Below are 23,191 nucleotides of genomic sequence, written 5' to 3' on the forward strand. Positions count from 1 at the left end.
CTGTTTTTTAAGGTTATTGTTGATGTAAAAAAGCGATAATTCGTTCTGAATTATCGCTTTTAGATATATGTTAATTATTTGTACATCTTGTTTCGTAATGATTTTATATCCTCCGAAGTGATATAATCATCATAATCCATGATTTTGTCGATAATTCCGTTCGGTGTCAATTCTATTACACGATTACAGACAGTTTGTATAAATTCGTGGTCGTGCGACGCCATCAATACATTCCCTTTAAACTGAATGAGTGTATTGTTGAAAGCCTGTATCGATTCCAAATCCAAATGGTTGGTAGGTGAGTCGAGAACAAGGCAGTTTGCGCTCTTTAACATCATACGTGCTATCATACAGCGCATTTTTTCGCCCCCTGATAGTACTTTTGTGTTTTTTAGTACTTCTTCACCCGAAAACAGCATTCTGCCCAAAAATCCTTTTATATAGATCTCACTTGTATCATCAGAGAATTGTGATAGCCAGTCGATCAGATTCAGATCTTCTTTAAAATAATCACTATTATCCAATGGTAGATAAGCGTTGGTAATAGTTTGTCCCCAGCTGAATGTTCCAGCATCAGGCTTAGCGTACTCATTTATTATCTCAAAGAAAGCAGTCATTGCACGCGGATCTTTCGAAAGGAAGATAACCTTGTCGTCTTTTTCTATATTGAAGCTGACATTGTTGAATAATACTTTCCCTTCTATCGATTTGCTCAGCCCGTTTACCTCCAATATCTTATTTCCGGGCTCACGATCAGGTGTGAAGATGATTCCCGGATACTTGCGAGACGATGGCTTAATTTCTTCAATATTAAGCTTCTCGAGCATCTTCTTACGGCTGGTGGTTTGTTTCGATTTTGCAACATTGGCACTGAATCGACGAATAAATTCTTCCAGTTCTTTTTTCTTTTCTTCAGCTTTTTTATTCTGTTGCTGTTGCTGACGCAAAGCTAATTGGCTCGATTCGTACCAGAAGCTATAGTTACCCGCAAACATAGTTACTTTACCAAAGTCTATATCTACAGTATGTGTACACACAGAGTCTAAGAAGTGACGGTCGTGCGATACAATCAATATTGTATTCTCTGCATTTGCCAGATAGTTTTCCAACCACATTACAGTTTCAATATCAAGGTCGTTGGTAGGCTCATCGAGAAGCAAGTTGTCAGGGTTGCCAAACAAGGCACGTGCTAACAAAATACGTACTTTTTGCTTACCGCTCATATCGCCCATCATCTGATAGTGCAAATCCTCGGTTACGCCAAGTCCGCTAAGTAGCATGGCTGCGTCATTCTCTGCATTCCATCCCTCAAGTTCGGCAAATCGTTCTTCAAGCTCCGATGCTCTGATACCATCTGCATCCGAAAAATCTTCTTTAGCATACAGAGTATCTTTTTCTTGCATAATATTCCATAGCGTACTGTGCCCTTGCAGAACCGTGTTCATTACCGTTTGATCATCAAACGCAAAGTGATCTTGAGACAATACAGAGAGACGCTCACCTGGTCCTAAAGAAAATGTTCCGGTTGTAGCATCTTTTTCGCCACTAAGTATTTTGAGAAGTGTAGATTTCCCTGCGCCATTAGCGCCGATTATACCATAGCAATTGCCACTTGTAAATTTAAGATTCACGTCTTGGAAAAGTACTCTTTTTCCAAACTGAATCCCTAGATTAGAAACTGTTATCATTATTATTATTCAATTACAGATTATATACGATACAGGATAATATCTCATTACCCAAATGCGGGCACAAAGGTACAAATTATTGGCTGATAATCAAAGCATACCAACCTTTAGGAATAAAATTATATTATAATTTAGACTAAAGACAGTCTCACTATTCGTTTACAAAGAAATAGCTTCTACTGCTTGTTTCTTATTTATTATATTCTTACAAAGTTCTGATTGTTACAGAATGTCTTATTTCAGGAACGATTTGAAAAATACGTCTTTGTATTCCATCCCAAGCTTCGATTGTGATTTTATTATCCGATTTGTTATTGATATATTTTTCGAAGCCATACAGATAAGAAAATTGCGTAAAATAATCAGGTTTTGTAAATTCTTTCACAATGTCGTTATAGTATCCTGCGCTCCAGAACATACAGTCGGAAAAGCCTTCCGAGTTGGTAAAGCGAGTAGTTTGATCTCTGAATACCATTGTATCATCTATGAAATAACGATATCCGGCAGATAGGACATCTTTGTTGCGTTCAAACTTTCTGTTGTTTACCTTTTCTATAATGTAGCCCGGACGTATACCGGCAATATAAGCAGGGGAATTAAAATCTACATCTTTGATATGTCCCAGATCATCTGCATCATAATAAATCCCTGTATAATTATATTTGTTTGTTTCTACAATATAATTAGCTTCTCTCTTGTTTTGAGTATACGGAAACTGTTTGAGCATCAAAGGTGTATGAAGCTTCACGTAGTCTTCGAGCGAATACTGAGCAGAAAGATAATCTTTGATATTACAATCCCATATTTGAGTTAGCTTCGAATTATCTATGTATTTACGATCATAGAAGCTGAATCCATATTCCACTACGTATTGAGCCGAAGAGCCTACTTTAGGATCATTGGAATCAAATATAGGTAGAAGTACCAGTTGTTTTTTGTCGCAGTCGTATCTCAACGACATGGGGTTATAATTCGGGTTGTTCAACCCGGTGTATCTGTTGTTGGGCGAGTAGCTGTAATATGCCTGTACTACTATATCCGGATCTGAAGTATCTCTAACCAGACCTTTCAACTGTAATTCTTTTTCTAATAAGGTTGTAATTTGCTTGTCTATAGCCGGTACATTCTTTCCTGCATCATAAAAGTCGTACGTGTGATAATCTGTGAAATCTACATCAGAGTTTGTCTGTACATGTAGCGGTAGCGTAAATATCTGATGATTGGTGTTTTCAAGGCTATAAAAAGAGTATACTTCAGATAATTGTTTTTCGCTTACTGAATTGGTCGCAATACATTTACGCATAAGCGGGTACTCCTTAAAGTAAGTATTCATATTGCGAATTGTAAATTTTACTTCGGGATCATATTTGTTGTCAAACAGCCAGTTTGCGATGGTCTGATTGTCTCTCAGATATGTGGCCTGCCCATTGATCTCCATTATTATATCATCGATTTTTATTCCTGATTTTTCGGCAGGAGAGTTGGGCTCTACTCCCGTAATAACCAATTCTCCATAACCCCAGTTTTGGTTTCTGCTAACTTCGAATGTTATGCCGTAATAGCAGTTTTTTTCATAGTCTTGGGCTTTTGCGTAAAAGGGAGTTATTAATAAAAGAAGAATAATATAAAGTACTTTGTTCATTTTGGGACCAGATTGAAAAATTAGAGCACAAAGATAGAACTAATAGATTAAATGCATGTTATCTCTTGCCGAAAAAAGATAATTCTAAAATTTTCTCTATACAAGGTAAACTTGTTTTTTGTTATTTTGCCAATTTATCTATAATGGCAAGCATTTGATTGTAATTTTTGTCTATCGATTCTAATAATTTGTATTGTGCACGGGTACGTACTAAATTATGCGTGTCATATTTAACCTTATAATAATTGTCTCCGTCTATGTAATCCATCAGGAAGCGAAGCACTTGTTCGAATGTGATATATTTCGCTGAAAATGCAAGGTTCTCTATTTCGGCTGGAGTAAGAAATACTTTTGTCTCGGAGAGGTAGCCTTTGGTGTAACCTTCAAAAATATCCATTTTGAGATACACATTGTCGAGATTTTCATCGTCTTCTTTACCTGCATTTGCATAAGAACGAATGGCGTCACCATAATCATTGAGGCAGATGCTGTTAAGCACCGTATCGAGATCGATTGCACAGAGTACATTTTCTTGTTTGTCAAACAAGATATTGCTTATTTTAGTGTCGTTGTGAGTCACACGCATCGGTAGTTCCCCTGTCTCTGCTTTTGTCCAGAAGTCCAACATCTCTTTTCTACGGTTCTCTATCCAATCTATTTCCTGCTGTACCTGCGATTTTCTGCCTACGGGATCTTTAGCCAACACATCATCCCACTGGTTGAAACGTATGCGCATATTATGAAATCCGGGTAGTATATCTGCCAGAGGTTCTTTCATATCAGCCAGCATAGCCTGAAATTTTCCGATGCCTTTCCCTCCCTGTGCTGCCAGCTCAGGCGAATCGGCAAATTGATATGTTATCGTATCTTCTATAAATAAGCAGGCTGCCCAATATTCATTTTCTTCGTCTTTGTAATATAACTTCCCTTCGGTTGTGGGAGTAACGGTAAGTGCTTCACGAAGCGGATCTCCACCTTGTTCTTTTATCTTATGCTTTAGGTGTGTGGTTACCTTATGGATATTTTCCATCATGGATGGAATGTCTTTGAAAATGTTTTTATTCTTGCGTTGAAGAATATAATTGGGGCTGTTTCCTTCTGTTTCTACAAAGAAAGTATCGTTGATAAGTCCCTCTCCCATAGGGCGAATTTCTTTTACTGTTCCGTCAAAAGCAAATTTGTAGCCCAAATTTATTAGTGTTTCTTTCATAATGGTAAATGATATAAATAAGGTTGCGCGATTTATCTGTGATACAAAAATAACGAAATCTTCCTAATTCTAAGCTTGCATTGTTTAGAGAAGAATGTAGAAGGACTACAAAAAGTAAAAATCTATAAATAGACTCTAAATAAATACGTAACTTTATACCGCGAAAAAATTATATAATAAATTAAAGGAAATAAATCATGTTTTCAGGAATAGTAGAAGAAGCAGCAACAGTAGTATCGTTACGTAAAGAAGCCGAAAACCTGCACCTTACAATGAAATGTTCATTCACTCACGAATTGAAGATAGACCAGAGTGTGGCGCATAACGGTGTTTGTCTTACAGTGGTAAATCTGGAGGGAGATACATATACAGTGACAGCTATAAAGGAAACATTGGAGCGCTCAAATCTTGGCTTGCTGAAAGTCGGAGATAAAGTAAATCTAGAACGCAGTATGCTGATGAACGGACGCCTCGATGGTCATATTGTACAGGGACATGTAGACCAGACAGCAAAATGTGTTGAAATACGTGAAGCAGACGGTAGCTGGTACTTTAAGTTCGAATATGAATTTGACCGGGAAATGGCAAAAAAAGGATATCTTACTGTTGATAAAGGTTCTGTTACTGTTAACGGTGTCAGTCTTACCGTGGTTGATCCTACAAATAATACATTTGAGGTTGCTATTATTCCATATACATACGAGCATACGAACTTCCATCAATTTAAAGTAGGTAGTGTGGTTAATCTCGAATTTGATATTATAGGTAAATACATCAGCCGCATCACTCAACTTTGACCTTATGAAAAAGTACATTACTCTTTCATTCTTTTTATTTTTCTCTGTTTCAATATTGTCTCAAGAAGGGTCAAAGATTTTGCTAGAGAAGAAGTTATCTGAAATGTATAATGCAGATCAGGGTATACGCAAAAGTTTAATAAATATTGATACTCAGTATGCTGGAAGTGATTATTTAAAGGAACGAAAAGATAGTGTACTAACTATAATGAAAAAGGTTGATAAAGAGAATCAACTATTTGTATCCCATTTACTCGATTCGATTGGATGGCCTTCTGACTTGTCTTTTCAGGGTAATATGGCAATATTTCTGGTTATACAGCATTCCGATAGTGCCTATATGAATAAATATGCATATATAGTTGAAGAAGGATATATAAAAGGAAGCATTGTTCCTGACCTCTACGCTATATTTAAAGATCGTATATTGGTGTATGCTAATAAAGCTCAGATTTATGGTTCACAAATCATCAACGGTTATGTATGGCCTATTGAAGACGTGGAAAATGTAGATGATAGAAGGAAGAAAATGAATTTGTCATCTATGGATGAATATTTGAAATCTTTTGGTAGTAATGCTATTACTTGGGATAAGAAAATGACAGTGGAACGTATGCATATAAAAATAATAGGAGACTAAGGTTTATGGATTTCTACGAACTGGTGAAGCATCGCCAAAGTACACGAGCTTTTGATACTACACGTGCAGTAGATAGAGAAATTATAGCCCGCATACTTGATGCCGGACGTTTAGCTCCTTCGGCATGCAATGCGCAGCCGTGGCATTTTATTGTAGTCGACGAACCCGAATTGAAGAATAAGGTGGCCGATGCTGCTTCAGCTCGTCTGTTGGGGATGAATCATTTTACGAAGCAAGCTCCTGTTCATATCGTAGTAGTTGAAGAAAAAGTAAATTTGAGTTCGGGAATTGGTGGTATTGTAAAAGACAAGCATTTTGCATTTCTGGATATCGGTATAGCTACCGCACATATTTGCCTTGCAGCAGAAGCTGAAGGATTGGGAAGTTGTATATTGGGTTGGTTTGCCGAATCGAAAATGAAGAAATTACTCAATATCCCAGACAATAAGAGAGTGGTACTTGACATTATTATCGGTTATCCGGCTCAACCTTTACGAGACAAAAAACGGAAGACTACTGAAGAGGTGATTTCATATAACACATACAAATAGAGTTATTTCACATTTCCTATGGAGAAGAAATATTGGTTTTTTCTTATCATCTTTACCCTGGTAGCAGTTTGGTCGGGGTATCAGCCCTATGAGGCCGGATTATGGTTTTTGGAAGCCGGGATATGCCTTGCGGCAGTCATTGTATTGATGAATACTTTCAAGCGATTTCGCTTTACGGATATGACCTATATTTTTATTCTCATCCATCTTATCATTTTGTTTGTGGGAGCTCATTATTCTTATGCCCGTGTACCGCTATTCGATTGGGTAAAAGAGGTTTTTGATCAGGACAGGAACAATTACGATAAGGTCGGGCATTTTGCACAAGGCTTTATTCCTGCTATGGTTGCTCGTGAGCTGCTCATACGTTTGGATGTGGTTCGGAAGAAAGGCTGGATTCCATTCTTTGTTACTTGCATTTGTCTAGCAATTAGTGCCTTTTACGAACTGATAGAGTGGTGGACTGCGGTTTTGTCGGGAGACGGAGCAGAAGATTTTCTGGGTACACAAGGGTATGTATGGGATACCCAGTCGGATATGTTTTGTGCTATGATCGGGGCTATTTGTATGCTGATATTCTTTTCAAGATTACAGGATAGGCAAATAAATAAAATGGCTCGTCCTGATTATTCAGAAAAAAATAATTAATCAATATTTTTTAGATATACATCTAACTTGCAATTAAAATAATGAGATTGACACCAAAACAAGAGGGGAACATTATAATGTTCATTGTGATTTGCGTATTTGCAATCAATATCCCTGTCAACAAATATGTATATTCTCATGGATACCTATCTTCGTTTGGCATGACGCTTATGCGTATGTTATTTGGAGCACTTGCTTTTTGGTTTACTTCTTTATTCACTCAAAAAGAAAAGATAGAGAAAAAAGATATGCTGATTCTATTTGTCGGTGGACTTTTTGGTATGGTACTCAATCAGGGGCTTTTTGCTTATGGTCTCAGCCGTACGTCTACTATCGATGCGTCTATAATAACTACGGCAGGACCCTTGTTTGCGATGATTATAGCAGCCATTGTACTAAAAGAACCCGTAACGGCAAAGAAGGTAGGAGGTGTGGTTGTCGGTGCCGCCGGTGCTATATTTTTAGTATATACGAGCCATTTGGGGCATCCCGGACAAGAAGCGGATATGATCGGAAACTTGTCGGTGGCGAGTGCTTCTTTTTCGTATGCTTTCTATCTGGTAATAACACGTCCGCTGTCAACAAAGTATTCACCTATCACATTGATGAAGTGGATGTTTCTTTACTCAGCTATTGTTTTGTCTCCAATTTTTTATAAAGAAATAACAGAGGCTCCGTTATTTAGTCAAAAGGATATATTACCCTATCTGCTTGTCGGGTTTACTCTCGTGGGTGCTACATTCTTTACTTATATGATGATTCCATTGGCTCAACGGCGAATAAGACCGACCACGATAGCGATGTATAATAATTTACAACCTCTCATCGCTTCCTTTATCGCAATATCGGTGGGAATGGATAAATTTACAATAGATAAACTGATTGCTGGTATTCTTATTTTTATGGGCGTGTATCTGGTAACAGCAAGTAAATCGAAAGCGGATATAGACAAAGCAACTCAAAATATTAATTAAAATATTAGTATGGATTTGGATATATTTAAGAAAACTGGTAAAGTAAAAATAACATGTTTATTGTTGATAGTATTAGGGGTAGTTGTGAGACTATTCTTTTTTGACTATATATACTGTGACTATAAATTCTTTTTGAATGAGTGGGTCGAATATATCAGGAATAATGGATATGCTTATTCACTAAAGGATTCTTTTTATAACTATACGCCTAGTTATATTTACATACTTATATTACTTGCTAAAATTGATGTTTACTCACTTTATAGTATAAAGGTAGTTTCATTACTATTCGATTTTTTAGCTGCTTATTTTATTTCAGCTTTGGTTTATCTGGTAAGTAAAAATAATACGGCCAGATGGATATCGTTTACCCTTGCTACTTTGTTGCCTACAGTTATACTAAATGGAGCACTTTGGTCTCAGTGCGACTCTATTTATTCTTCTTTTGCAATAGGAAGTGTATTCTTCCTGTTGAAACGAAAAAATATTATGTCAATGATATTTCTTGGGATAGCATTCGCCTTTAAGGCTCAGGCTAGTGTTCTTTTGCCATTTTTCTTTATCTATATGATAAGAGGAGGAATTAAATGGTATTACTTCTTTATTATTCCCACTGTGTATGTCTTTTCTTTATTGCCGGCATGGATTATGGGGCGTCCATTAACGGATTTGATATTAGTATACCAGATGCAGTCTAATTTTGATAATGCATTAGTCTCATTTTTTCCGAATATTTATATGTGGATAGAGAATTTCATCCCAGCGGATAAGATATATGGCATGCTTTTTACTGCAATATTTGTTTTATCGATGGGTTTTATACTTATGCAAAAAAAAATACATATTCACACTGGAATCATGGTTAAAGCTTATCTTCTTAAGTTGCATCATTTGCCCTTTTGTCCTACCTGGAATGCGTGAACGTTATATGTATCTCGGTGATTTAATAGCTGTTGCATATATATGTCTTTACCCTAGAAAAGCATACTTGGCTGTAGGGATACTTTTCGTTTCATTTTATTCTTATATAAGAACGCTTAATTATTTTGGCGTATTTCTTGGAGATAATAATGTTAATCCTTTGAAGGCATTATCTTTTTTTAATCTTATTCCATGGAAAGCTGTATCTCTCTTATATTTAGGTATAATAATGCTGATTGTGACGGATTTTGTGAAATCGTTGAGAACCAATGTGGTCGAAAAAGAATTCTAGTTGAAAATAAAGAGTAAATTTGTAGATTAATATTATTTGAATGTGATGAAGAAAGTAAGAATCATATTGCTATTTATACTTTTGCCATTGGCCTGTTCTGCTCAATTTTTAGGAGTAGGTGTTCAGTATGCCGATGCCAAAGGAAAAGGAAATGACTTCCAGTTTGCTGCCAATGCCTCTTTTCCGGTATGGCATAAAAAGAATCCTTTCAATTCTTTTATATCAAGTGGTATCGATTACACGGGAGGGAGCTCACCTGTTGCAGGACTAAACCTGAAGCCTATACAGCTTACTAGTTTTATCAGCGAATCGTTATTCAATAAAAATAAGGTAACTATTCTAGTGGGGTGCGATGCAGGTTATTTGTTTAACTTCAGGCATGGTAAAGACGGAATTGTAATCACTCCGAATGTATATATAGATTATAAATTCTTTTTTGCAAAAGCTGGATATGACTTTAATGTGACAGGAAATGAACAGCAGTTCTTTGTCCGTGCCGGATTTTGTTTTGGTATGGGCTCTATCAAGTCCTTTGTGAAAACCGAAATATGGTAATATTCGGATAATAATCATATTTTTAGTATCTGTAAATATAGTATAATGAGGAAAGTCTTTTTTGCCTTTTTTATGCTGATGCCTATCATGGCGTTCGCTCAATATCTAGGGGTTGGCGCTCAGTTTGCTCAAAAAGATAGATTGCAGCTTTCAGTGAATAGCTATATTCCTCAGTTTGTATTGAATGATAAATCCGCACCCTTCATATTCGGAATAGGCGGAGGTACAGATTATATTTCTCCTGCTTCGTCATCGGTTTCAGGTTTAAATATAAAGCCTGCTTCATTCTTTGTGATTACCAACAACTATTCACCATTTACAGCCGCCGTTAAGTTTGATGCGGGTTATAATTTTGGCTTCGGACGTGGTAATGGTATCGTCTTATCGCCTAACCTGTATTTTGACGCTTACATGTGTTATGTTTCGGTAGGTTATGATTACAATACGTTTAATGGCAGAGGTCAATTCTATGTTCGCATTGGAGCCGGGCTGACTTTGGGGCTCTTGAAGTCTCTGGTTAATAGGTGATATATGAGAATCTCATCGCTTAATATCTTATAATAGATAACTCTAAACTTACAACTATTTTTACTAATTTTGCAGATTATTTTATCTCGCATTAATTATCCTTTCAAAGAATGAAAATTGCAGCGTTGGTATCGGGAGGCGTAGATAGCTCTGTGGTTGTACATCAACTTAAAGAACAAGGCTACGATCCTACGATATTTTATATACGAATAGGTATGGAGGACGAACAAGGTTATATTGATTGTCCTGCAGAAGAAGATATAGAAATTACAACATATATTGCTAAAAAATATGGTTGTAAAATGGAAGTGGTATCATTACATGAAGAGTATTGGGAGAATGTAGTGAGCTATACAATAGATGCGGTGAAGCGTGGTCTTACACCCAACCCCGACATGATGTGTAACAAGCTGATCAAATTTGGATGTTTCGAACAAAAATGGGGACACGAATTTGACAAGATAGCGACAGGTCACTATGCTACAACTACAGAAATAAATAGCAAGACGTGGCTGTCGACAGCTAAGGATCATGTTAAAGATCAGACCTATTTTCTTGGACAAATAGATTACCTTCAGGTTTCTAAGCTCATGTTTCCGATAGGTAACTTGCTTAAAAGCGAAGTCAGGGCTATTGCTGCACAGGCAGGATTGCCATCGGCTCAACGTAAGGATAGCCAAGGTATTTGTTTTTTGGGTAAGATCAATTATAATGATTTTATTCGCCGATATCTGGGTGAGCGCAGAGGTAAGATTGTAGAACTGGAAACAGGTAAAATACTGGGTAAGCATGATGGGTATTGGTATCATACCATAGGGCAACGCAAAGGCTTAGGGCTGAGTGGCGGACCTTGGTTTGTAATCAAGAAAGATACCAAACGAAACATTGTGTATGTATCTAACGGATACGACCCGGAAACCCAATATGGGAAAGTGGTAAATCTGGCCGGATTTTCTTTTATCACCGAAGATATTTGGGGCGACTTTGAAGGCTCTAAAGATATAACATTCAAGATACGTCATACCCCTGAATTTACCAGAGGTAGGATTGAAAAAATAGGGGACTTATACCGTATATATTCTGATGATAAAGTGCAAGGTATTGCTTCCGGACAGTTTGGTGTGGTGTACGACAGCGACTCTAAACTGTGTATTGGTAGCGGTATGATTGCAAATGATGAAGATTAAATATTTTTTCATATAGTGGCAACGTAGGTTTTATTAGTAAAACTGCCACCTGACACAATTCACAACATAATTCTTTCTACCATGTTCTTTTTTGCTGATTTGACAAACATAGAGGTTGTCGATATAATTGAAGTATTGGGTACAATAGCATTTGCCATCAGTGGTATCCGTTTGGCTTCGGCGAAGCGTTTCGACTGGTTTGGCGCTATTGTCATTGGCTTTGTGACCGCTACCGGAGGAGGAACACTTCGTGATCTTCTTCTCGATGTTCCCGTATTTTGGATGCAGGCGAGCCGTTATATATGGTGTACGCTTTTTGCTTTTATCATAGTTCTTGGTTTTCGTAAATATCTGGTTCATCTCAATAATACGATATTTTGGTTCGACTGTATCGGTCTCGGGCTATTTGTTGTAGTAGGATACGAGAAGGCTTTGGCGCTCGGTTATCCGATATGGGTATGCGTATCTATGGCTACTATAACCGGTATAGTAGGGGGGATAATACGAGATATTCTTATCAATGAAGTCCCGATCGTATTTACTCAGGAACTATATGCCGTCGCTTGTATTTTGGGTGGAATATTGTTTAGTGTTCTTTATTATTTCGATATCCAACTGTTAGTGATAGAAGTTTCCACAGCCGTATTTGTAGTGGTGATTCGATTTTTTGCTACCAGATATCATATCAAATTACCGATACTAAAAGGAGAGGATTAGGTAGGAGATAATTTTTTATACCATCGGTTATACACTTCAGAAATGATATCCATATAGTTTTGGGATGAATAATCTTCATTCAGTAAAATTTAGGAGGTTTGTTCGATAATTTTTATACTTTTGCATAGCAAAAAACAAGATAATAACGATTATATAAATATTTATGGGAAGAGCGTTTGAATACCGCAAAGCGACAAAGCTGAAACGCTGGGGGAATATGGCCCGCGTATTTACTAAGTTGGGGAGACAAATTACTATAGCTGTGAAAGAAGGCGGTCCCGAGCCGGATACCAATCCTCGTCTTCGTGTATTGGTACAGCAGGCAAAAAAAGAAAATATGCCTAAGGAGAACGTAGAACGTGCCATCAAAAAAGCTACATCGAAAGATGAGGCTGATTATAAAGAGGTGGTATATGAAGGATACGGACCTTTTGGTATTGCTATAGTAGTAGAAACTGCGACAGACAACCCTACCCGTACGGTGGCTAATGTGCGTAGCTACTTCAATAAGCATAACGGATCTCTTGGTACATCAGGTAGTCTTGAGTTTTTGTTCGACCATAAATGCGTATTTAAAATTGCACCTAAAGAAGGTGTTTCGTTAGAAGACCTAGAGCTTGAATTGATCGATTATGGTGTGGATGAATTAGAACACGATGAAGACGATATTATCCTTTATGGTGAATTCAAATCTTACTCCGAAATCCAAAAATATCTTGAAGAAAACGGCTATGAAATCCATAGTGCCGAATTTGAACGCATTCCGAACGATCTGAAAGAACTAACAAAAGAGCAACAGGAGCAAATCCAGAAGTTGTTGGATAAATTTGAGGACGATGATGATGTTCAGAATGTTTTCCACAATATGAAAGAAGACTTCGAAGAATAAGAAAAAATATATTAAAATAAAAAAAGCTGTAAAATTAAGATTTTACAGCTTTTTTTATTTTAGTAAGGCTTACTATAAAAGTCAAGCACCGAATGGGTATAAACACAATAGTCTATAGGGAACTTTCGTTGGAAAATAGTAGGATTTTTAGCTTCTATTGGTACAAGCATTATATCCGATTTGCCATTTATTTTTATTTTATCCTCTTTAGGTATATTTTCTCTATTATCAAACTTGTGCGAAAAGTAGTATAAATAGGGATATATCCATGCTATATATTGAGCAGGATTGAGTTCTTTATCGTCAGATAGTATCTGTATATCTTTTTTTTCTGTTATAGCCTTTTGTAATTCTACGGCATTCAATGGTATATCGTTTAAGCAGAAGATGGCGTCCCATTGAGGATCTACCATTACCCATTTGTCGAAGTCGTTCAAAAAAACTTCCATTACTACATGTCCTGCGCCGGATGGGGTTGTTTCCACGTCTTTTCTCTTTAGTGCTAATGTGCGGGATGGCAGCCCTATGGCGTTCAGACAAGCGGTTGTTACTATCCCGTATTCTACACAACGAAACTGTTGACCTTTCTTTACTTCCTCCAGAATATATAATGCGTCATTTTTTTCGGGAGTATTGTATCCATTGTGTTTCCAAAGCTTATGCACCCATGACGATATATTTCGTACTTTCTCCAAGTCTGTTTTTCCTTTGGCTGCAATGCTATCTATTGGATACTCTTTTTTCAATCGTTCCAAATATGGGTTATTCATTCCACTTTCATAAATGAATTTGAGGTCACTATTTTGTTCTACTGTATCAAAAGTTATCTCATTTGTTTCAATACCGTTTTGAATAATGATAACCAAAGGCTTCATTCCGGCTTTTTCTATATTAAATGTGAACTTGCTATTTTCCGGAATGCGTGCTTTTACACTGTCTGTATCTGTATAAAGAGAAAAATCAAGAGGATTAATGTTGATCGGAACTTTGATCGTATCGCTTCTCTGATCCGAAAATGGCATTGATTCATTTGATATTGACCCATTTATAATGATCTTTACTGTTTCAGAATTAGCCTTTATGGTTGTACTACTGTTTGATTGGGCATATAAACAATATGATGCCATGATCATATAACAAATAAATAATGCAATTCTTTTCATAATTTTATTAATTGTGTTTCATATATGACGAAGATGGAATGTAAATAGTTACAAATTATATCAGATATTTTTGTTTAAATTGTTTTTTGCCGAGGGGAGGATATATATTATAACTGTCGCTATCTGTTTCATTTCTCTTTCTCTCAATATATCCGTTTTTCATTTATTCGTTATGATAAATATATAGATTTGTTTGCAGTGACAAATAGGTGCTCCAAATTTATTTTAATGGGGAATTTAATTTTTACTTTTCTATCTTTGCATACTATCATTTTAAATTTTAAAATAAATTATGTCATTATATTTGAGTATAATATTACTAATTGTAGTCCTCAATTTTGTATGGACACAATATCTTGCTTACCGTAACAGAATGCGTATGAGTCCCGAAATTCCTTCTCAATTAGAGGGGATTTATGATGATGATGAATATGCAAAGCAGCAGGCTTACCAAAAGGAAAATAGTCGTTTTGGTTTATATGGCAGCCTTTTTTCTTTTTCAGTACTTTTCTTGGTACTGGTCTTCGGACTTTTTGGCTGGTTGGATGAATTCCTAAGGCAGTTTATTAGTAATGAAATATTATTGACACTTTCTTTCTTTGGTGTGATCTATCTGATCAATGAGATTTTGAGTCTTCCATTCGATTATTATAATACGTTTGTCATCGAAGAACGGTTTGAATTCAATAAGTCTACCAAAACTATTTTCTGGCTCGATCAACTAAAGGGACTTTTGTTAGCAGTTGTTTTGGGAGGAGCTATTCTGGCTCTTATTACATGGCTGTATACTGCAATCGGCGAATTGGCGTGGCTCTATGCCTGGGGTGCTATTACTGTGATTTCTTTGTTTATGACCTTATTTTATTCTAATATAATTGTGCCATTATTTAATAAGCAAACGCCTTTAGGAGAAGGTGAGCTGCGTGATGCAATTGAGGCTTTTGCTCAAAAGGCAGGATTTGCAATTAATAATATCTATGTAATGGATGCATCGAAGCGTTCGACCAAGGCCAATGCTTACTTTACAGGATTTGGAGCAAAGAAACGTATTGTTTTGTTTGACACGTTGATCAATGATCTAGATAAAGACGAGATTGTCGCTGTATTGGCTCATGAGATAGGGCATTACAAGAAGAAGCATACACTGTAAGGTATGTTTATTTCTATTTGTTATACAGGAATCATGTTGTTTTTACTGTCATTGCTTCTCGACAATAAAGATATTGCAATAGCTTTGGGTGGTCAATCTGCATCGTTTCATTTAGGTCTTATAGCTTTTTCTATTTTCTTTACTCCGGTTTCTTTTGTTATTAATGTGCTTTCGAGTATTCATAGCCGTAAAAATGAGTATCAAGCAGATGGTTATGCAGCCGGATTTGGGTTGGCTGATTCACTTATTAGTGGGCTAAAGAAATTGTCGGTTAAATCATTAAGCAATCTGAATCCCGATTCATTATATGTGCTTTTTAATTATTCGCATCCTACATTATTGCAGCGTATAAAAGCAATGAAAAAATAAGAATATCATTTAAACCTTTATTATCGGCTTAGGTCTTATAATTATACACAATGTTGTACTTAATATAATACACTATGAAACGCATATATATAATTTTTGTTTCTGCTCTTATAAGTATGAGCCTTTATTGTCAACCGGGTAGAGATAGAGACGTAAGGAAAGATTTCTCGATGGATCAATACCAAAGAAATATCAGCAGGGATATTTTTGGCTATTTACAATACGAAAATAGTAGGGGAGAAAGAGCTTCGCTAAAAAAGGACGTTTTCGACAACTGGATATATAGTGACAATAGAAATAACGAAGTAAAATACTCTAAAGAATATTGGAATTCTATCCTTCAAGATTTTCACCAAAATGATAAAAGAATCTTTCTATGGTTGATAGAAATGTATGCTGACCAGTCAAACTATAAAGAAGAGTATAAAGTCGATATTTTTGGTTATCAGCAATACGAAAACAACAAAGGACAGAGAGCCTCTCTCAAAAAGGATATTTTTGATGCATGGGTATACAGCGATAGTAGGAATAACGAAATAAAATATTCGAAAGAATATCGCGAAGATATGCTTCGTTACTCTTATTACGATGATATGGACGCTTTTTTTCGGTTCAAAGATATGTGTGAGAATCTGTCAAACTACAAAGAAGAATACAAAATAGATATTTTCGGTTATCAGCAATATCAAAACAATCAGGGAGAAAAAGCATCATTGAAGAAAGATATTTTCGACAGAATGGTTTATGAAGATAATAAAGGAACGAAAATAGAACTTGATGAAAGAGACTGGTCTAGATTATTGAGAAAATATCATTCGGATAAAGAAGTGTTTATGACGTTTATCCAGCGTTATTTATTTGATAACTGATTGTCCTCTTTCATTTGTGAACATTCTGTAAATTATCTAATCTGTGGTATTTCATTTCTGAAGTATTTGTTGCCGAAATAAGCTTTTATAGTACATTTGCATCTGTCAAATTGAAAATAAAAGTTTGTAAAATTTCAGATAGAAATGAAAGCAGCAATAGTTACAATTGGTGATGAAATTCTCATAGGTCAGATTGTGGATACAAATTCTGCATGGATGGCTCAGAATCTTACACTAGCCGGATTTGAGGTAGAAGAGATGCAGTCGATAGGCGACGATGCTCAGCAAATAAAAGATACGATAAGCGATGTTTTTCAGCGTGTTGATGTCGTATTGATGACAGGAGGTCTTGGACCTACGAAAGATGATATAACGAAGAAAACCCTTTGCGAGTATTTTGATACCACATTAGTTTTTGACGATGCTGTACTGGATAATATAAAGAATGTAATATCTAATTTTACATCCCTAAACGAATTGACTCGCAATCAGGCTTATGTACCTAAAGATTGTACCGTAATACAAAACAGGGTAGGTACAGCTCCTATTACATGGTTCGACTATAAAGATAAAGTGCTCGTTTCTATGCCGGGTGTACCTCACGAAATGAGATATGTAATGGAAAACGAGATACTTCCCCGCCTAAAGAACAAGTACGATATCGAGGCATACATCAAAAGAGTGTTTATTGTAAAAGGCTATACTGAATCTGCTTTGGCAATGTACATTGCCGACTTCGAAGATAATCTGCCGCAAGGTTTTGGACTGGCATATCTTCCTTCTTTGGGACTGATGAAGCTTCGCTTGTTCGTCAGGGGAGAACATCGTTTGCCGGAGATGGAGGCAGAGGTTAAAAAACTACAAGCATTACTGGGCGATGCTATTATAGCAGAAGAAGATATTACTCCCGAAAAAATACTCGGAGCAAGGCTTTTCGAAAAAGGGCTTACCTTAGGCACTGCTGAAAGTTGTACAGGTGGAAATATTGCACATATGATTACATCTGTTTCGGGTTCTTCCAATTATTTCAAAGGATCAGTCGTTTCTTATGCAAATGAGGAAAAAGTAAATGTATTGCATGTTTCTCAAGAAAATATAGATAAATATACAGCTGTAAGTGAAATTGTAGCTGCACAGATGGCAAAGGGTGCACAAAATCTCTTAAATGTAGATTGTGTAATAGCTACTACCGGAATAGCCGGGCCCGATGGCGGTACAGAAGAGAATCCTGTGGGTACGGTATGGGTCTGTACTGTATACAAAAATAAAAGCATTACAAAAAGGTATCAGTTTGGGAAATATCGAGAATCCAATATTATACGTGCGTCCAATAATGGAATGTTGCAACTGCTCGAAATGATAGATAACGACACATATTAAATTGCACTTCTTTATATATTAATAAGGAAAGAGAAAAAATATTGCCTCTCCAAACATCACGTCTGTAGAGGCAATTTGTAAACACAATCAATATTAAGTTAATCTTAATATTATATTATTGTGAGGACCTTATTTTTTCGATCCAGACATGATTCCTGCATCCGTATCATCATTATTCAATCGTTTGTTGCCTGATTTATACTGACGTCCAAAGTTGAAGTTTACTGTGAAATTTATTACAAATATCTGTTTCAGATTATCAGTGTAAACAAGCGATTTGTTCGGTGTCAGCGTCGAATAATTGCGGCTGCCTTGCGAATAACTTTTTGCAAATGGATTAAACATTCCTCCGGTAAGACTCCATTTTACTTTTTCCAGGCCTAATAGACGGCTTTCGTCTGAATATCCTACCGATACAATATGAAGACGTTCTCCTCTTTCCATTGTTTCGCCCCAAAAGTTATTCCAGCGTGTATATACATCTCCTGATAAAGACCATTTTTTATAATTGAATGTAGCAGAACCTCGCACCTGCCAGTAACTATACGTATGAGTAAATTCTTCCCCATAGCTTATATATCGGTTGAATCCGGGTGTAACGGATAGTGTGAGATATTCGCCAAAGGGTTTTAATTTGAATGTTGCCTCCGTATTTAATCTATGGAATCCTTTCTGATTGATATTTGTACGAACGAATTTGCCTTCTTCAAAAGTTACTTGTTCCATGATTGGCTTATGAGCGTAACTATATCTCATAAAGAATTCTGCCCCGAATATTCCTTTGTTATATCCGCCCGTTAGTGTATGGGTATAATACCATACTGTCTGGAGGTTAGGATTACCCTTTCGGATTTGTAATGAGTCAATATCTTGTTCTACATTGTTCAAGTCCGACAATGAAGGCGAATATCCTGATATGTATCCATTGTATCTGATATATGCATTGTCGTTAATATTATAAGATACACGCACATTGGGACGGAAGATATATTTTTCGTTATGGTTTTCTCCTTGACTATTATAGTTACGCATTACGCCCAAACCTAACGAATAGTTAAACTTATTCTTTTTAAATTGGAACTCTGCATAACCGTATGTTTCAGCAAAATTGAGTCCTACATTGGCACCGACATTTCCTTCGTAACTATTGTTCGTATAACTTTGCGTATGTTTCAGTCCGGCTGATATCTTTCCTGCTTTCAGTGTTTTCTCATATATACCTTCCGCTATTAAGGAATATTTATCTCCCAGTACCGATGAATATATGTCTGTATTCAGTATATTGTTTCTGCGTTCCTGATACGAACGTGTAGATTTAGAATCAATGTATGTGCCTACTAAATTGAATATCAAAAGCTGATCTTTCTTTAGATTTCGTTGGTAATACAAGTCTAACGAAGGAGCATAACTTCTCCATGTCGAATGATCGGAGATTGACAGAGGGTTATTGTTATCCGAAGAGTAGATCATACTGTTTCTGTCTGAAAACTGATTCGGTGTTTTCTGATAATTATTTCTTAATGTTGCGTTAAACATGTATTTGTCCGCTTCATTCAAGCTATAATTCAGTGCAACGTTCAGCCTGTCGTCTTTAAATGTTGTTGGTTGCCCTTCTTCTGTACGAGTCAATGTTTTGTCGGGAAATACAAATGTCTCCTCATTTTCGCGTGTCCATTCTATATTTCTGCGCGACCAATATGCATTAACCCCAAACTCAGACTTCTTATGATTCACTTTCGCCGAAAGAAAATTCTCGCCCCAGCCCAATCCTCCAAATGGGACATTAGCCAGATTCGCCGATACATTTCCTCCCGAATCTCTGCGACGTGTGATATAATCGATAACAGCACCTACATTCCCGTAGCGCATTCCCGGATCGTCATGATATTCGATACGGATTATATCTTCGGGCTGAATAGCTGTAATCTCTGCGATAGTTACTTCTACTCCATTGATGCGAAGCTGTACGGCATCACCACCCGGCAAGGTAATTGTATTATTCAAAGGGTTTACGATAATACGTGATAACTGAAGATTACGTAGTAGTGTAATACCGCTATTCGATGCTTTTATCTGTGCATCGGATGGGATAATTACTTTCCTGTCGGGTTTTTGTATAACTGCATTTGCTGTTACTGTTACATCTTTGAGTGCTATATCAGAGGATTTCAACGGTACATTTCCCAGATATGTGTTTTCAACTGCATTCTTAACAGGAATATATCTTTTCCCATATCCGACAAATGTGGCTGATAATATATAGTCACCTGTGGGGATGTTATTAAAAGCAAATAGACCTTTTGTATCTGATGATGCGCCTGCTACAAAACTTGAGTCTTGTTTCAGCAGTGCTATGTTTGCAAATTCTATAATGTCATGAGTATCTGTATCAACTACGGTTCCTGATATATTAATCTGACCTAACAGTGTTGATGAGACGATTATAAATAGTGCGGCTAGTATTATTAATCTTTGTTTCATATTCCTTATTCCTTACATATTGATTTGTTGTATCGAGCTCGTTACTTTTATGACGTAGTTGCCTCGGAAAAGGTTACATGTAAAAATGGATTTTTCTATATATTCTTATCTGAAGATTAAAAAATACGAATGGATTTGTGTTTTAATATTCTGTTTATATGTGTATTATGCTTTGTGTGAAAATATTTTCCTTTGATAGCTAAAGAGCAAGAATGTTTTTTGAAAATTATTTAATGTATCTTTGCTTCTTTAGAAAAAGTGATGACAGAAGCATATTCTACCGATTGTAAAAAGACATTTTCGAAACAAGAGAAGCTTTGTAGTACGAAGGCTATTGAGAACATTTTTGCAAATGGAGATTCTTTTGTGGCTTATCCTCTACGAGTTGTTTATTTATTCACTGATGAGGATAATAAGGAGAATCAGTATGCTTCGGTGATGATAAGTGTGGCTAAGAAAAAGTTTAAACGAGCGGTAAAGCGCAATAGGGTAAAACGTCTGATAAGGGAAGCTTACAGGTTAAATAAATCATCATTGTCGGAACTGTTACAAACTCATAACAAGTGTTTGGATATTGCTTTCTTGTATTTAAAGACAGAATTACCTACGTATGCAGAGATAGAGAAGGCAATGCAAAAGGCTCAACTCTTATTATCCGATAAGATTAGGAAAATAGAATAAACCGAATGAAGAAGCTATTATCCTGGATATTGTTGCTGCCTGTATATTTCTACAAATACAGTATCTCGCCTATGCTACCCCCCTCGTGTCGTTATACACCTACATGTTCGGAATACGCAATTCAGGCAATAAAAAAATACGGACCATTCAAAGGTTTTTGGTTGGCGACAAAGCGTATTGCTCGCTGCAATCCTTGGGGTGGACATGGGTATGATCCAGTTCCTTAAAATAAAAAGAACCCCCTTCGATTTGTCGAGAGAGTTCTTCTTTACTCAAGTGTTATTAAATGTCAAAATTAAATATTGATAGCTTTCTCAGTTTTTATTTTCTGTATTTCCTTTTCAGCTTTCATCTTAGCTTTTAGTTTAGTCTTTTCAGCTTTCTCCTTGGCTTTTGCTATAGCCTTATCTGCTTTTTTCTGAGCATCCTCAGCTCCTTTTTTCGAATCTTTTTCCATTCTTTTTTTAGCGTCGTCTGCGGCTTTTTTAGTATCAGAATCTATTTGCTTTTTTGCCTTTTCTATTTCCTGCTCCATTTTTTTATCTGCATCGGCAGCATCTTTTGCGGCTTTAGTTCTTATACTTTCTATTTTAGCTGCGGTTCTTTCGCTGATAACGATTTTTTCTTGAGCTTTGATCGTTGTGACGGTTGTCATTGCTGTTAATATAAACAGACTGACTATTAATTTTTTCATAATTGTAAGTAATTAAATGTAGTTTACGATTGGTTCAATTAATTAGTTTGTTTAAATGTTTTCAATATTGTGTAGGATAAATGTAATGAAAAAAATACAAATTGAAATTTTTTATGTTTTTATTTAATATTCTGTATGTTGCATTATGTTGTGTTATATTTTTTGCATAAATATATTTGTTTTTTCGGAAACAATGTTTTCTTTTGAGAAAAATATGAATATTATAACATTAAAATACAATGAAAGACTCAATATTGAGAGAGGTCACTCCTCTATCGCAAAGGGACTGTTTCATGATTTTTTCGCGTATAAAACAGCATTTTACATTTCCTATTCATGTCCATGCCGAGTTTGAGCTGAATTTTATAGAAAATGGAGCGGGAGCAAGACGGGTAGTCGGCGATAGTATAGAGGAGATTGACGATTTAGAACTAACCTTAATCACCGGGTCTAGCCTTGAACATGGTTGGCTGGATCATAAATGTCAGTCGAAAGAGATAAAGGAAATAACAATTCAGTTTCATGGCGACCTTCTGAATGAACAGCTTTTGCAGAAAAATCAATTCAGGTCGGTAAAAGAGATGTTTGAGAAAGCCATTTATGGGGTTACCTTTTCGAAGGAGACCATAAAGCAAATAAAAGACAGGCTATATTCTCTTGCTTCGGAACATGAGGGAGCTCATTCTGTTTTAAATCTGTTTGGTATTCTATCCGATTTGTCTTTATCGCCTATGCGGGAATTATCCAGCCGATCGTTTAATGAACATACGCAAAATTATGATAGCAGGCGGATAGAACGTGCTTATAATCATATGTTGGAAAATTATAGTAAAGAAGTCCGGCTTTCCGATGTCGCAAATTTGGTCGGGATGACCGAAGTTGCTTTCAGCCGTTTTATAAAACAGCGTACAGGACGTAATTTTATAGACTCGTTAAATGACATACGCTTAGGGCATGCTACGCGTATGCTGGTTGATACTACCCATAGTGTTGCTGAGATTAGCATTGTGTGCGGGTTTAACAATCTGTCGAACTTTAATCGTATATTCAAAAAGAAAAAAGGATGTACTCCACGCGAATTTAGAGAAAATTATAAAGAGTCTAAGTTTTTTGTGTAATAATACTTTTTTGTCAATTTATGATATTTTTTTGATTTTGACTTAAT

The 23,191-nt window shown here is 36.2% G+C and carries 23 protein-coding genes and 1 pseudogene; 18 read left to right on the forward strand and 6 right to left on the reverse strand.

What is annotated here, in order from left to right; all coding sequences use genetic code 11:
• Positions 1 to 74: 74 nt before the first annotated feature.
• The 3 genes from BGO84_RS08675 to BGO84_RS08685 form a co-directional block, all read right to left on the reverse strand.
• Positions 75 to 1,688: an ABC-F family ATP-binding cassette domain-containing protein gene (locus BGO84_RS08675; RefSeq protein ID WP_291028813.1), complete on the reverse strand. Its 1,614-nt coding sequence runs from the start codon at positions 1,686 to 1,688 to the stop codon at positions 75 to 77.
• A gap of 205 nt (positions 1,689 to 1,893) precedes the next feature.
• Positions 1,894 to 3,330, reverse strand: coding sequence for a PDZ domain-containing protein (locus BGO84_RS08680; RefSeq protein WP_291028814.1), 1,437 nt, complete (start codon positions 3,328 to 3,330; stop codon positions 1,894 to 1,896).
• Positions 3,331 to 3,451: 121 nt separating this feature from the next.
• A complete protein-coding gene (locus BGO84_RS08685) occupies positions 3,452 to 4,540 on the reverse strand; it encodes an aminoglycoside phosphotransferase family protein (RefSeq protein WP_291028815.1) in 1,089 nt (362 codons plus the stop codon).
• 197 nt (positions 4,541 to 4,737) lie between these two features.
• Between BGO84_RS08685 and BGO84_RS08690 the strand changes: the two genes are divergently transcribed.
• The 12 genes from BGO84_RS08690 (at position 4,738) to BGO84_RS08745 (ending at position 13,239) form a co-directional block, all read left to right on the forward strand.
• Positions 4,738 to 5,337 (forward strand): riboflavin synthase, encoded by a 600-nt coding sequence (locus BGO84_RS08690; RefSeq protein ID WP_006843167.1) that lies wholly within the window; start codon positions 4,738 to 4,740, stop codon positions 5,335 to 5,337.
• Between the two features lie 4 nt (positions 5,338 to 5,341).
• A complete protein-coding gene (locus BGO84_RS08695) occupies positions 5,342 to 5,977 on the forward strand; it encodes a DUF6624 domain-containing protein (protein WP_283685970.1) in 636 nt (211 codons plus the stop codon).
• 5 nt (positions 5,978 to 5,982) lie between these two features.
• The gene (locus tag BGO84_RS08700; protein ID WP_291028816.1) at positions 5,983 to 6,528 is read left to right on the forward strand and encodes a nitroreductase family protein; all 546 of its coding nucleotides are present in this window, start codon (positions 5,983 to 5,985) and stop codon (positions 6,526 to 6,528) included.
• An 18-nt stretch (positions 6,529 to 6,546) separates the two neighbouring features.
• A complete protein-coding gene (locus BGO84_RS08705; RefSeq protein WP_291028817.1) occupies positions 6,547 to 7,176 on the forward strand; it encodes a DUF2238 domain-containing protein in 630 nt (209 codons plus the stop codon).
• 41 nt (positions 7,177 to 7,217) lie between these two features.
• Positions 7,218 to 8,150 carry a DMT family transporter gene (locus tag BGO84_RS08710; RefSeq protein WP_291028818.1) on the forward strand — a complete coding sequence of 311 codons (933 nt, stop codon included), beginning with the start codon at positions 7,218 to 7,220 and terminating at the stop codon, positions 8,148 to 8,150.
• 9 nt (positions 8,151 to 8,159) lie between these two features.
• A complete protein-coding gene (locus BGO84_RS08715) occupies positions 8,160 to 9,071 on the forward strand; it encodes a hypothetical protein (protein ID WP_291028819.1) in 912 nt (303 codons plus the stop codon).
• Positions 9,064 to 9,363: a hypothetical protein gene (locus tag BGO84_RS08720; protein WP_291028820.1), complete on the forward strand. Its 300-nt coding sequence runs from the start codon at positions 9,064 to 9,066 to the stop codon at positions 9,361 to 9,363. The genes BGO84_RS08715 and BGO84_RS08720 overlap by 8 nt, the downstream gene beginning before the upstream one ends.
• 45 nt (positions 9,364 to 9,408) lie before the next feature.
• Positions 9,409 to 9,918: a hypothetical protein gene (locus BGO84_RS08725; RefSeq protein WP_291028821.1), complete on the forward strand. Its 510-nt coding sequence runs from the start codon at positions 9,409 to 9,411 to the stop codon at positions 9,916 to 9,918.
• A gap of 45 nt (positions 9,919 to 9,963) precedes the next feature.
• Positions 9,964 to 10,446, forward strand: a complete 483-nt coding sequence (locus tag BGO84_RS08730; RefSeq protein ID WP_291028822.1) for a hypothetical protein — start codon at positions 9,964 to 9,966, stop codon at positions 10,444 to 10,446.
• 110 nt (positions 10,447 to 10,556) lie between these two features.
• Entirely contained in the window at positions 10,557 to 11,633 is a 1,077-nt protein-coding gene (mnmA, locus tag BGO84_RS08735; RefSeq protein WP_291028823.1) for a tRNA 2-thiouridine(34) synthase MnmA, read from the forward strand.
• 81 nt (positions 11,634 to 11,714) lie between these two features.
• Entirely contained in the window at positions 11,715 to 12,350 is a 636-nt protein-coding gene (locus tag BGO84_RS08740; RefSeq protein ID WP_135104934.1) for a trimeric intracellular cation channel family protein, read from the forward strand.
• Between the two features lie 163 nt (positions 12,351 to 12,513).
• Positions 12,514 to 13,239, forward strand: a complete 726-nt coding sequence (locus BGO84_RS08745) for a YebC/PmpR family DNA-binding transcriptional regulator (protein WP_135104935.1) — start codon at positions 12,514 to 12,516, stop codon at positions 13,237 to 13,239.
• A gap of 59 nt (positions 13,240 to 13,298) precedes the next feature.
• Here BGO84_RS08745 and BGO84_RS08750 read toward each other — a convergent pair whose 3' ends face one another.
• Positions 13,299 to 14,402, reverse strand: a complete 1,104-nt coding sequence (locus BGO84_RS08750; RefSeq protein WP_291028824.1) for a transglutaminase-like domain-containing protein — start codon at positions 14,400 to 14,402, stop codon at positions 13,299 to 13,301.
• Positions 14,403 to 14,775: 373 nt separating this feature from the next.
• Between BGO84_RS08750 and BGO84_RS08755 the strand changes: the two are divergent.
• The 3 genes and pseudogenes from BGO84_RS08755 (at position 14,776) to BGO84_RS08765 (ending at position 18,170) form a co-directional block, all read left to right on the forward strand.
• Positions 14,776 to 15,921 (forward strand): annotated as a pseudogene (locus BGO84_RS08755) (M48 family metallopeptidase).
• A 74-nt stretch (positions 15,922 to 15,995) separates the two neighbouring features.
• On the forward strand, positions 15,996 to 16,790 hold the full coding sequence (locus BGO84_RS08760) for a hypothetical protein (RefSeq protein WP_291028825.1): 795 nt from the start codon (positions 15,996 to 15,998) through the stop codon (positions 16,788 to 16,790).
• A 144-nt stretch (positions 16,791 to 16,934) separates the two neighbouring features.
• Positions 16,935 to 18,170: a CinA family nicotinamide mononucleotide deamidase-related protein gene (locus BGO84_RS08765; RefSeq protein ID WP_291028826.1), complete on the forward strand. Its 1,236-nt coding sequence runs from the start codon at positions 16,935 to 16,937 to the stop codon at positions 18,168 to 18,170.
• A gap of 129 nt (positions 18,171 to 18,299) precedes the next feature.
• Here the strand turns inward: BGO84_RS08765 and BGO84_RS08770 are convergent, their stop codons facing one another.
• Positions 18,300 to 20,651 (reverse strand): TonB-dependent receptor, encoded by a 2,352-nt coding sequence (locus BGO84_RS08770; protein ID WP_291028827.1) that lies wholly within the window; start codon positions 20,649 to 20,651, stop codon positions 18,300 to 18,302.
• 261 nt (positions 20,652 to 20,912) lie between these two features.
• On the opposite strand from BGO84_RS08770, the gene rnpA reads away from it, so the two are divergent.
• Positions 20,913 to 21,332, forward strand: coding sequence for a ribonuclease P protein component (gene rnpA, locus BGO84_RS08775; protein ID WP_291028828.1), 420 nt, complete (start codon positions 20,913 to 20,915; stop codon positions 21,330 to 21,332).
• Positions 21,333 to 21,337: 5 nt separating this feature from the next.
• Positions 21,338 to 21,559, forward strand: a complete 222-nt coding sequence (yidD, locus tag BGO84_RS08780) for a membrane protein insertion efficiency factor YidD (protein ID WP_006843153.1) — start codon at positions 21,338 to 21,340, stop codon at positions 21,557 to 21,559.
• 68 nt (positions 21,560 to 21,627) lie between these two features.
• Here the strand turns inward: yidD and BGO84_RS08785 are convergent, their stop codons facing one another.
• On the reverse strand, positions 21,628 to 22,026 hold the full coding sequence (locus BGO84_RS08785; RefSeq protein WP_135104943.1) for a hypothetical protein: 399 nt from the start codon (positions 22,024 to 22,026) through the stop codon (positions 21,628 to 21,630).
• A gap of 239 nt (positions 22,027 to 22,265) precedes the next feature.
• Between BGO84_RS08785 and BGO84_RS08790 the strand changes: the two genes are divergently transcribed.
• Entirely contained in the window at positions 22,266 to 23,144 is an 879-nt protein-coding gene (locus tag BGO84_RS08790; protein WP_135104944.1) for an AraC family transcriptional regulator, read from the forward strand.
• Positions 23,145 to 23,191: the final 47 nt, after the last annotated feature.

Origin of the sequence: Dysgonomonas sp. 37-18 (genome assembly GCF_001899125.1) — a bacterium.
GTDB lineage: Bacteria > Bacteroidota > Bacteroidia > Bacteroidales > Dysgonomonadaceae > Dysgonomonas.

Bases quoted from the DNA above. Each gene is read 5' to 3' on its own strand.
- BGO84_RS08695 (WP_283685970.1), top strand. From the start codon at position 5,342: ATGAAAAAGTACATTACTCTTTCATTCTTTTTATTTTTCTCTGTTTCA.
- BGO84_RS08705 (WP_291028817.1), top strand. From the start codon at position 6,547: ATGGAGAAGAAATATTGGTTTTTTCTTATCATCTTTACCCTGGTAGCA.
- BGO84_RS08725 (WP_291028821.1), top strand. From the start codon at position 9,409: ATGAAGAAAGTAAGAATCATATTGCTATTTATACTTTTGCCATTGGCC.
- BGO84_RS08680 (WP_291028814.1), bottom strand. From the start codon at position 3,330: ATGAACAAAGTACTTTATATTATTCTTCTTTTATTAATAACTCCCTTT.
- BGO84_RS08700 (WP_291028816.1), top strand. From the start codon at position 5,983: ATGGATTTCTACGAACTGGTGAAGCATCGCCAAAGTACACGAGCTTTT.
- BGO84_RS08720 (WP_291028820.1), top strand. From the start codon at position 9,064: ATGCGTGAACGTTATATGTATCTCGGTGATTTAATAGCTGTTGCATAT.
- BGO84_RS08750 (WP_291028824.1), bottom strand. From the start codon at position 14,402: ATGAAAAGAATTGCATTATTTATTTGTTATATGATCATGGCATCATAT.
- BGO84_RS08770 (WP_291028827.1), bottom strand. From the start codon at position 20,651: ATGAAACAAAGATTAATAATACTAGCCGCACTATTTATAATCGTCTCA.
- yidD (WP_006843153.1), top strand. From the start codon at position 21,338: ATGAAGAAGCTATTATCCTGGATATTGTTGCTGCCTGTATATTTCTAC.
- BGO84_RS08790 (WP_135104944.1), top strand. From the start codon at position 22,266: ATGAAAGACTCAATATTGAGAGAGGTCACTCCTCTATCGCAAAGGGAC.
- BGO84_RS08710 (WP_291028818.1), top strand. From the start codon at position 7,218: ATGAGATTGACACCAAAACAAGAGGGGAACATTATAATGTTCATTGTG.
- rnpA (WP_291028828.1), top strand. From the start codon at position 20,913: ATGACAGAAGCATATTCTACCGATTGTAAAAAGACATTTTCGAAACAA.
- mnmA (WP_291028823.1), top strand. From the start codon at position 10,557: ATGAAAATTGCAGCGTTGGTATCGGGAGGCGTAGATAGCTCTGTGGTT.
- BGO84_RS08760 (WP_291028825.1), top strand. From the start codon at position 15,996: ATGAAACGCATATATATAATTTTTGTTTCTGCTCTTATAAGTATGAGC.
- BGO84_RS08685 (WP_291028815.1), bottom strand. From the start codon at position 4,540: ATGAAAGAAACACTAATAAATTTGGGCTACAAATTTGCTTTTGACGGA.
- BGO84_RS08715 (WP_291028819.1), top strand. From the start codon at position 8,160: ATGGATTTGGATATATTTAAGAAAACTGGTAAAGTAAAAATAACATGT.
- BGO84_RS08745 (WP_135104935.1), top strand. From the start codon at position 12,514: ATGGGAAGAGCGTTTGAATACCGCAAAGCGACAAAGCTGAAACGCTGG.
- BGO84_RS08765 (WP_291028826.1), top strand. From the start codon at position 16,935: ATGAAAGCAGCAATAGTTACAATTGGTGATGAAATTCTCATAGGTCAG.
- BGO84_RS08740 (WP_135104934.1), top strand. From the start codon at position 11,715: ATGTTCTTTTTTGCTGATTTGACAAACATAGAGGTTGTCGATATAATT.
- BGO84_RS08730 (WP_291028822.1), top strand. From the start codon at position 9,964: ATGAGGAAAGTCTTTTTTGCCTTTTTTATGCTGATGCCTATCATGGCG.
- BGO84_RS08785 (WP_135104943.1), bottom strand. From the start codon at position 22,026: ATGAAAAAATTAATAGTCAGTCTGTTTATATTAACAGCAATGACAACC.
- BGO84_RS08675 (WP_291028813.1), bottom strand. From the start codon at position 1,688: ATGATAACAGTTTCTAATCTAGGGATTCAGTTTGGAAAAAGAGTACTT.
- BGO84_RS08690 (WP_006843167.1), top strand. From the start codon at position 4,738: ATGTTTTCAGGAATAGTAGAAGAAGCAGCAACAGTAGTATCGTTACGT.